We start from the raw sequence: 9190 nt of genomic DNA on the forward strand, positions 1-9190 counted from the left end.
GAAGAATTGATTTATTGATTTTAAGACAGCGCTTGAGATAAGAGAGGTGATTTAAGTGCCTGAAGAAGAAATCCAGGAAGAAGAGCAACAGGGTGGTAAAAAAGGTCCCAATATAATATTGCTTTTAATTATTGCAATAGTTGTTTCAGTGGCTTTATCTGTTGGTGGTGCTTTTGTTTTAATAAATATGCTTGGTAAGAATATTGCTCAGCAGGCACAACAACAGGCACAACAGCAGGCTCAGGGAGTTGAAGAAAAGGCTGTACAGGTTGGATTAGCTGAAATAATAAGGCCTGGTAATCAAAGACAATTTATGTTAAAAGGTGGAAATGAAATAGCAATAGTAAATGCACTTCAATTAAAGGTTGGAAGTGATGAATGTAGAGAGGCAGTAGCCCAATACAATGTTGAAATTTTAGAAGCGATAGGCCTTATCTTTATTACCAAAACACGTGAAGATTTAACTACGGTTGAAGGAAGAGAGATTTTAAAGAATCAGATAAAAAATGCTGTAAATGAAATTACAGGATTTGTTGGAGAAAAAGAGAAATATGGAGTGATACAGGTTATTATTGATATAGTTGTTATAACTTCAGCCTATTAGTTTATTAAAAAGGTGGTGAAAGTATGCCTCCAGAAAATGAAACGTTGTCACAAGAGGAAATAGATGCGTTATTGCAGGCGATGGAGGCGGGTTCTTTAGCTGTCTCAAATGTAAATGAAGAAGAAGATATAATGGCCAATATTCGGGAGTATAACTTCCGAAGGCCAATGAAATTTTCCAAGGAACAGCTAAGGACATTGCAATTAATACATGAAAACTATGCAAGGGATGTTTCAACATATTTATCTTCAAGAGCAAGATCATATGTAAATGTTACCTTTGCCAGTGTAGACCAGATTACATTTAGTGAATTTCAGCAATCTCTAACAAGTCCAACATTTATATCTGTATTCTCAACAGATATATTGCCAGGAAGTGCAGTATTTCAGATGGGGCTTGATATTGGTTATGTTTTAGTCGATAAATTATTGGGAGGACCTGGAATTCCTCTCGAAACATTAAGAACACCTACTGAATTAGAGCTTGCAATTTTAAGAAAAGAGGGATTATCTTTAATAAAAGCATTAAGTAAGGCATGGGCCACAATAGTGCCATTTGACACTATTCTGGAAAAAACAGAGTTTAATCCGCAATTTGTTCAAATTGCGGCTCCAAACGAAATGACAGTGTTAATTACATTATCAATAAATTTCAGAGATATACAGGGATTTATAAATGTATGTTGGCCTTCTTCGTTATTAGAACCAATAAATGAAAAATTGACCACAAGATTATGGTCTCCAGATATAAAAACATCACCAAAACAAATGGAAAAATTAAAAAATTCCGTGTTAATGGCTAAAGCAGATGTTAAAGCTGTATTGGGAAAAACAACGCTTCAGTTGGGTGAATTTTTAAATATAGACATAGGTGATGTTATAAGACTTGATTCATTTAATGATGAACCAATTGATGTAACCATTCAGGATACACCTGTATTCAAGGGAACTCCTGGAACACATAAAGGACATTATGCTATAAAAATAGAAAAAGAAGATCCTGAATTGCTTGAAAAAGTGCTTGTGGAAAGATATCTGGAGAGTTTGCAATAATGGAGGTGTAACAAATGTCTGATGAATTTTTATCTCAAGAGGAGTTAGACGCGCTCTTACAGGGATTAACTCAGGAAGAAAATAGTTCTGGAAATACAGCTGATTCTGGAAGTTCAGCTTCAGCATCAGCAAGTGGACCAACTACTTCAAGTGAAAATGCACAGGTTGATGATGTGTTATTAGACCTTGTTGGAGAAGTTGGAAATATTGCAATGGGTGCTGGAGCAACAACATTATCAACCTTATTAAAAAGAAAGGTTGATATATCAAGTCCAACACCGCTTAAATTATTAAAGTCTGAATTAAAAAATCAATTTAGTGGAAAATATTTAATGATATCCATAAACTATAAAGATGGATTACGGGGTACAAATTTCTTTTTATTCCCTGCTGAAATCTCCTCCATTATTGCAGACTTAATGATGGGTGGTACAGGTGAAAATGTACCGGAAACATTTGATGAAATATCAATAAGCGCATTAGCAGAAGCAATAAACCAGATGATGGGTGCAGCGGCTACATCGCTTTCGGATTTTTTGCAAACGAAAGTTGATATAACGCCACCTCAGGTAGAGGTTCTGGATTTTGATGATCCCAATTTAACCTTTCCACCTGATTTTGAGGGAACAGCAGATACAATAATAGCTGTTAAATTTATATTAAAGATTCAGGGAATGAAAGATGGGGAAATGTGGCAATTTGTTCCAATAGATATAGCACATGATATAAAAGAAAAAGTTCTTGCAGCACAACAGGTTGATCTTGAAGAAAATGCACAGGCACAACAGGCTGCAGGAGCTCCGGCTCAAATGCCAGCTCAACAACCAATGCAACAACAAATGCCAATGCAGCAACAGATGCCGATGCAGCAATCAATGCCGCAACAACAGATGCCAATGCAACAACCAATGATGCCACAACAACAAATGCCGATGCAACAACCAATGTATCCTCAATATCCACAACAACAAATGCCAATGCAACAGCCAATGATGTATCCTCAATATCCACAACAAATGCCGATGCAACAACCAATGGGATATATCCCGCCGGAACAACAGGTTAATGTACAACCAAAAACATTTGGGAATATTTCAGGAAAAACAGTTGAACCAACAGAAGAGATAGACTATGAAAAATTACAATTATTATTTGATGTACCATTAAATGTATCTGTTGAACTTGGTCGAAGGAAATATTCATTGAGAGATATTCTTAATTTCCATCAGGGATCAATGATTCAATTGGATAAATTGGCCGGTGAACCTGTAGATATATATGTAAATGGCAGACTAATTGCACGTGGAGAGGTTGTTGTTATAGATGAAAACTTTGGTGTTAGAATCACAGAAATAGTATCTTTAGAAGAAAGGTTGAGAGCGTTAAAATGATGAGAAAAAGCATCTTTTTAATTCTGATAATAATAATTTCTATAATATCGTTTTCTGATAATATATACGATGAATTTTCAGAATATTCAAAATTGCAGCAATTTAAAGTTACAATAAAAATGAAATTTGAGGTAGATGCAACACCTACCTCAATTTTTCTTGATTTATATGTGGATAATTATAAATATTATTATTTTGAAATTCATGAACCGGAAATACTATCCGGAATAGGCTATTATTATGATTATCATAAAGATAAATTTTATACAGAATTAAACGGTAAACCGGCTGATAGTTATGATAATATAAAACAAAACCTGAAAGTATTTATTAATTTTATAAAAGTGCTTTCTGTTTCTTATACACCTGAAAAATTTATAATAAAAAAAATAGAGACAGATAATTATAATATATATTATTTTTATCCTAAAACAAAAAATCTTCTCAGATTAATGCGGGTTGATTATACACAGTTAAAAATATATATGAAAAAAATTTATAACACATACTATGCTGAAAAGATGGAATTTTATAATTCAAATAATAAAAAAAAGGTGGAAGTATATTTCAACTTCTCACCTATGAATACAGATTTCATAAAAGAAAAATTATTATCATTCTCTGTTGAGTAATTCAGGATATTTAAGTTTTTTGAATTTTTTCAATAATTCTTCAACATTACCTGATTTAAATGTATTAAGATAATCAAGTTGAAAATCAATAAGTTCTTTTCCTCCCGGTTTTCCATGACCGGGAATTATTTTATTTATATCCTGTGATTTAAATTCATTTAAAATCTTTATCCAGTTATCAATATTGCCATCATCAAGTTCAGAATGGGTTCCTGAAACAATTAAATCCCCCGCAATAAGAATATTATCCGGATAAATCTTATAAATAGTGGAATCTGCAGTATGACCTCCCAATGAAATACCACTAATTACAGATTTTGAAGAGGTATTTAAAGTATCATTTCTGAAAATATTAAATTTGCATTTAGCAAGTTTTTTCTGTAAATCAGAAAAATCGTATTCAGATTCCTTTGAAATTTTTTCAAGAATTTCATTGTCATAATCAAAAAGTTTTATCATAGTCTTTTCTGATAGGATTATTTCTAATTTTCCATAAAAAATTGCTCCAAATGAATGATCAGGATGATAATGTGTTAAAAATACCTTTTTTACCTTCTTTTTAGTTCTCAATTCAACTAACTCTATAATTTTTTCTAACTTTTCAGGATAAAGTGAAGAATCGATTAAAATTACCTCTTCATTTAATTCTACAGCTGTAACATTACTTGCCATATTTTCAAACCAGAACACCAGAACCTTATTATTAATTACCTCCAGCATTATAGACTCCTCCTTAATCATTTTCATTTAATAGTTCTTTATATATTGATTTTTTTCCTTAAAAATGTTAGAATTGTTTGTAAGACAAACAATAGGGGGTGAATATTATAATCAAAGAATTTGTGAAAAAAAATTGGTGGCGTTATTTAATAGGGATAATTTTTTTATTGATGATTGATTATTTTCAAATATTTATTCCTAAAAAAATAGGTGGAATAATTGACAACCTGAAAAATATTGAAAATATGAATGTCATTAAAACCTATATTATTTCAATGCTTACACTTGCTGTTTCAATAATGATAGGAAGATTTATATGGAGATTTTTTATATTTGGAACTTCAAGATTATTTGAATTCAAAACAGCAAACAAAATGTTTGGTCATATATTGGACCAGTCATATGACTTTTATGACAAATGGAGAACAGGAGATTTAATGACCAGATTTACAGAAGATTTAAATTCTGTAAGAATGGCAATGGGGCCGTCAATAGTAATGATGATAGACACATTATTTATGTCTTCTATAACCATATATGCAATGATAAACTTTGTCAATTTAAAGCTTACAATATATTCATTATTGCCATTGCCAATAATAGGTTTAATTACACTATTCTTTGGAAAAACAATAAGAAAATTATTTAAACATTTACAAAAAACAATTTCTGATTTATCAGACCATACAGAAGAAAGTTATGCGGGTATTCATGTTGTAAAGGTATTTTCTCTTGAAAAAACAATGTTAAAAAGATTTAATGACAGATCTCAAAAATACTATGATGCCCAGATGAGCTTAATAAAAACATGGGGATTAATGTTTCCGTTAATTCAATTTTTAGCTTCAATGTCTGGTGTAATTGCTATATATCTTGGTGGAAAAATGGTAATAAATGAAGAAATTACATTTGGACAGTTAATAATGTTTTACTCATATATTGGTATGTTAGTATGGCCCATGATGGCAATAGGATGGGTAGTAAATGTATTACAAAGAGGTAAAGCTTCCTACCAGCGATTAATGGAAATAATGAAATCAAAATCAAATGTTCCTGAACCAGAAAAAATAGATGAAAATTATAAATTTAAAGGGAAAATTGAAATAAAGAATTTAAACTTTAAATATCCAGGAACAGATAAAATAGTCTTAAAAAATATAAATATGAATATAGAACCGGGAGAAATGGTAGCTTTTGTTGGAAAGATAGGTTCTGGAAAATCCACAATAGCTAAACTGCTTTTAAAATTCTATCCTGTGGAAGACGGGAAAATATTTATTGATGGTATAGACATTAACAAATTACATTCTAAGGTAATAAGAGATAATATCGCATATGTTCCTCAGGAATCATTTTTATTTTCAATGCCAATAGAAGATAATATAAGTTTTGCCCATCCTGAACAGGTAGAAAAAGCGCCGGAATTTGCAAAAATAGCTAATGTTCATGAAGATATACTTGAATTACCTGAAAAATATAAAACGCTTGTTGGCGAAAGAGGAGTAACATTATCCGGCGGTCAGAAACAAAGGGTAAGTATTGCAAGAGCATTGGCTAAAGATGCCTCCTTTATAATTCTGGACGATTGTCTTTCTGCTGTTGATACAGAAACAGAAGAAGCAATAATAAACAATTTAAGAAATAATGTAATTAACAAAACAATGATAGTTATATCCCATAGACTAAAAGCTGTTCGAAACGCAGATAAAATATTTGTATTTGATGATGGTGAAATAATTGAATCAGGAACTCATCAGGAATTAATGGCACTTGAAGGCGTATATTATGGTATGTATATGAAACAGCTCATTGAAGAAAAGTTAGAGGAGGAATAATATGCGAACAGCTCATACAGATATATTAAAAGAAGAACAGCAAAGAAGTTATTCAAATAGAAAAATATTCAAAGATTTATGGCAATATATAAGAAAATATTATGCAATACTTATAGCTGCGTTAATCTTTCTTGTTGCCTCTACAGTAGTTGATTTAACCATACCAACAATAATGAGATATGTAATTGATAATGTTATAAATGCTGCATATAAATTTGAAAAAGTCGATGATACATTTAAAAGCACACCAAACGGTGAATATGTTTTAAAACATGAAAATGATTCATATTACATGATAAACGATAAAACAAATGAAAAGATACCCGTTAAAGATGAATTTGTAAAAAACGTTAAAACAGGTGCATTAAGTGAAATTTCCAAATATTCTATAATAATAATAACCCTTTTCTTTTTTCAATTCCTTTTTAATTACGGGCAGGTAATATTTTCCAATTTGCTGGGACAAAAGGTAATATATGATATCAGGGAAAAACTCTATATACATATGCTACATGTTCCTCTTGACTTCTTTACAAAAAATCCAACAGGAAAAATAACAACTAGAACTGTAAACGATACTCAAAATCTATCGCAATTTTTCACAGACGTTCTTACCAGTTTAACAAAAGACGTTGCAATAATAATTGGTGTAATAATAGTAATGTTTAAAATGAATGTTAGATTATCTTTATATGTAACCATAATGTTTCCAGCTATAATTTTGGTTACATGGATTTTTGGTGTTCTGGATAAAAAGATATATGTAAAAGCAAGAACGAGGATTTCAGCTACAAACTCATTCCTTGCAGAAAATATTTCTGGTGCAGCAGTAACCAAGGCCTTTAATCAGGAAGAAAGAAAAAGAAAGGAATTTTATGATTTAAGCCATAAACTATATAAGGCAAGAATGCAGCAAATAATATTAAACGGATTATTCAGACCATTTATGAACGTTATGTATTATATAACCATATCTTTATTATTCTGGTTTGGTGCAGGATTATTTAAACAAAATCTCGTTTCATTTGGTGTTCTTGTGGCATTTACCTCATATATAGATATGTTCTTTAGACCTTTATTTGATATTGCAGAAAAATACGATATTATGCAAAATGCATTTGCATCAGCAGAAAAAATATTCAAATTAAATGAACTTGAAGAAGAGGATTATGGCAAAGGTTTAAAAAAAGAGATTGATAAAGCCAGTATAAAATTTCACAATGTCTCATTTGCATATGAAAAGGACAATTATATACTTAAAAATGTTTCATTTGAAATTGAAGAACATGAAAATATAGCAATAGTTGGTGAAACAGGTTCAGGAAAAACAACAATTATAAAATTAATAAATGGCCTATACAGACCGCAAATGGGAGATATATTCATAGGAAATACAAAACTTGAAGATTACGATATAAAGGCATTAAGAAGGCAAATAGCTGTTGTTCCACAGGATGTATTTTTATTTACAGGAACAATACTTGATAACATACGAATGTTCGATGAAAGTATTAGCGAAGAAGAAGTAATAAATGCAGCGAAACAGGTACATGCACATGAAATGATAGAAAAATTTCCGGATAAATACTATACAAAAATACTTGAAAGAGGTAGCACATTATCAGCAGGTGAAAGACAATTAATAGCACTTGCAAGAGCAGTAATATTCAAATCAAAAATAATTATCTTAGACGAAGCAACAGCTAATATAGACGTTGAAACGGAATATTTAATACAAAAAGCCATGGAAAATCTCATAGGAAAAGTTACAATATTATCCATTGCGCATAGATTATCCACAATAAAAACAGCCAATAGAATACTTGTTGTCCATAAAGGAAGAGTAGTTGAAGAAGGAACACATAATGATTTAATGGAAAAAAGAGGCATATATTATGACCTTTATAGATTACAGTACGAAACAAATTAAGCCAGCAATTTAGCTGGCTATTTTTTTATTCCTTTAATAAGGATAAATTGTGGTTTTTTCATAAGTTTTTTATAATTCTTTTCATCCTGTTCCATGAATTTTTTTATGGGTTTTGGTTCAATAATTCTTTCAATAAATAAATTATTTTTAGCAAAAGCATTTATAATCATTTCAAGCGGTCTATGATAAAAAAATACAGGAATACCATTAATCCTATCTTCCAGCAAAACTTCTTCAAAATAATTTTCTATTTGAAAATAAAGGTAAGTCATCATAGGATGATGTATAGAAATAACAATATGTCCATCTTTTTTCAAAACCCTTGATAATTCCATGAAAACCTTATTTAAATCCTTTACATAATGTAGAGTAAGCGATGAGATTATTAAATCAAAATAACTATCTTCAAAAGGTAAATCTTCGTTTAAATTATGAAGAAATACTTTTCCGTTATCTTTAATCCTTCTTTTCGCAGCAGCAACCATATTTTCTGAAAAATCAATCCCAACAACCTCTTTTGCACCTTTATTTATCATTAATTCCATATAATAACCTGCACCGCAACCGGCATCGAGAATCTTCAACCCATTCACATTACCAATTAATCTGGTCATAGCAGGTCTTTCATAATAAGCATTAAAACTTTTAGTATCTACATCCTTCTCATAATGATTTGCCAGTTTCTCATAAGAATTTTTTAATCTTCTATCTATATTCATATAATTCCCTCCATAGCGAAATTAAAACAAATCTTCATTTTTACGACTTGGTTGCTGATCCTCAAAATTTATCTTTGAAAGTAGAAAAATAATATTCTCTCAGACAGCAAGAATTTCTAATCCTCGCTCCATTTGAAAATTCGGGTATTCTCTAAAAAGTCAAGATATAAATTTTAAAAGTATGTTAAAATTTTTCTTTGATAATCTTAGAAAATTACCCCCTTTTACAGCTTTTGATGCTGTAATGAGTTTATTGGTATTTTTACATTTTTTCTTTGATTTAATTTAATATATATGATTTGATATT

The 9190-nt window shown here is 30.4% G+C and carries 8 protein-coding genes; 6 read left to right on the top strand and 2 right to left on the bottom strand.

From position 1 onward, the window contains the following. The first annotated feature begins 55 nt into the window (after positions 1-55). The 4 genes from fliL to XO10_RS09515 are packed head-to-tail and all read left to right on the top strand — an operon-like array spanning position 56 to position 3679. Positions 56-604 carry a flagellar basal body-associated protein FliL gene (fliL, locus tag XO10_RS10820; RefSeq protein WP_014297360.1) on the top strand — a complete coding sequence of 183 codons (549 nt, stop codon included), beginning with the start codon at positions 56-58 and terminating at the stop codon, positions 602-604. Between the two features lie 23 nt (positions 605-627). Continuing rightward, positions 628-1656, top strand: coding sequence for a flagellar motor switch protein FliM (gene fliM / locus XO10_RS09505; protein WP_014297361.1), 1029 nt, complete (start codon positions 628-630; stop codon positions 1654-1656). Positions 1657-1670: 14 nt separating this feature from the next. Then, a complete protein-coding gene (fliY, locus tag XO10_RS09510) occupies positions 1671-3047 on the top strand; it encodes a flagellar motor switch phosphatase FliY (RefSeq protein ID WP_175421435.1) in 1377 nt (458 codons plus the stop codon). Next, a complete protein-coding gene (locus XO10_RS09515) occupies positions 3044-3679 on the top strand; it encodes a hypothetical protein (RefSeq protein WP_014297363.1) in 636 nt (211 codons plus the stop codon). Before fliY ends, XO10_RS09515 begins: the two co-directional genes overlap by 4 nt. On the opposite strand, the gene XO10_RS09520 is transcribed toward XO10_RS09515, so the two are convergent. Continuing rightward, positions 3662-4399: an MBL fold metallo-hydrolase gene (locus XO10_RS09520; protein WP_014297364.1), complete on the bottom strand. Its 738-nt coding sequence runs from the start codon at positions 4397-4399 to the stop codon at positions 3662-3664. The genes XO10_RS09515 and XO10_RS09520 overlap by 18 nt on opposite strands. Positions 4400-4521: 122 nt before the next feature. Between XO10_RS09520 and XO10_RS10825 the strand changes: the two genes are divergently transcribed. Together XO10_RS10825 and XO10_RS09530 are read left to right on the top strand one after the other, a co-directional pair. Continuing rightward, positions 4522-6234, top strand: coding sequence for an ABC transporter ATP-binding protein (locus XO10_RS10825; protein WP_255370598.1), 1713 nt, complete (start codon positions 4522-4524; stop codon positions 6232-6234). A 1-nt stretch (position 6235) separates the two neighbouring features. Then, on the top strand, positions 6236-8164 hold the full coding sequence (locus XO10_RS09530; RefSeq protein ID WP_014297366.1) for an ABC transporter ATP-binding protein: 1929 nt from the start codon (positions 6236-6238) through the stop codon (positions 8162-8164). Between the two features lie 17 nt (positions 8165-8181). Here the strand turns inward: XO10_RS09530 and XO10_RS09535 are convergent, their stop codons facing one another. Then, positions 8182-8883: a class I SAM-dependent methyltransferase gene (locus XO10_RS09535; RefSeq protein WP_175418533.1), complete on the bottom strand. Its 702-nt coding sequence runs from the start codon at positions 8881-8883 to the stop codon at positions 8182-8184. Between the last annotated feature and the right edge of the window lie 307 nt (positions 8884-9190).

The sequence above is a fragment of the Marinitoga sp. 1135 genome, from assembly GCF_013363245.1.
In the GTDB taxonomy this organism is placed as follows: domain Bacteria; phylum Thermotogota; class Thermotogae; order Petrotogales; family Petrotogaceae; genus Marinitoga; species Marinitoga piezophila.